Origin of the sequence: Herbaspirillum sp. VT-16-41, assembly GCF_001994935.1 — a bacterium.
GTDB lineage: Bacteria > Pseudomonadota > Gammaproteobacteria > Burkholderiales > Burkholderiaceae_D > Herbaspirillum > Herbaspirillum frisingense.
Genome location: NZ_MUXB01000026.1, coordinates 1 through 692, shown reverse-complemented (window position 1 = coordinate 692; position 692 = coordinate 1). Strand labels below are relative to the sequence as shown.

The window sequence follows — 692 nt, the reverse complement described above, 5'->3', positions numbered from 1 at the left end:
ATGGCAAAAGGCAAGTTTGAACGGACCAAGCCGCACGTGAACGTCGGCACCATCGGTCACGTTGACCACGGCAAGACCACCCTGACCGCTGCAATCGCAACCGTTCTGTCGAAGAAGTTCGGCGGCGAAGCGAAGGCATACGACCAGATCGACGCAGCGCCTGAAGAAAAGGCCCGCGGCATCACCATCAACACCGCGCACGTCGAATACGAAACCGCAAACCGTCACTACGCCCACGTTGACTGCCCAGGCCACGCCGACTATGTGAAGAACATGATCACCGGCGCTGCGCAGATGGACGGCGCGATCCTGGTGTGCTCGGCCGCTGACGGCCCGATGCCCCAGACCCGTGAACACATCCTGCTGTCCCGTCAGGTCGGCGTTCCTTACATCATCGTCTTCCTGAACAAGGCTGACATGGTGGACGACGAAGAACTGCTGGAACTGGTGGAAATGGAAGTCCGTGAACTGCTGTCGAAGTACGAGTTCCCTGGCGACGACCTGCCCATCGTGAAGGGTTCGGCCAAGCTGGCGCTGGAAGGCGACACCGGTCCCCTGGGCGAGCAAGCGATCATGGCCCTGGCTGAAGCGCTGGACACCTACATCCCGACCCCGGAACGTGCTGTTGACGGTACCTTCCTGATGCCGGTGGAAGACGTGTTCTCGATCTCTGGCCGTGGCACTGTGGTGAC

General features: G+C 60.7%; 1 protein-coding gene. It reads left to right on the top strand.

Annotated elements, in window-relative coordinates; all coding sequences use genetic code 11:
- On the top strand, nucleotides 1–692 hold a 692-nt coding region (locus tag BTM36_RS03690; protein ID WP_139347040.1), incomplete at its 3' end, for a GTP-binding protein.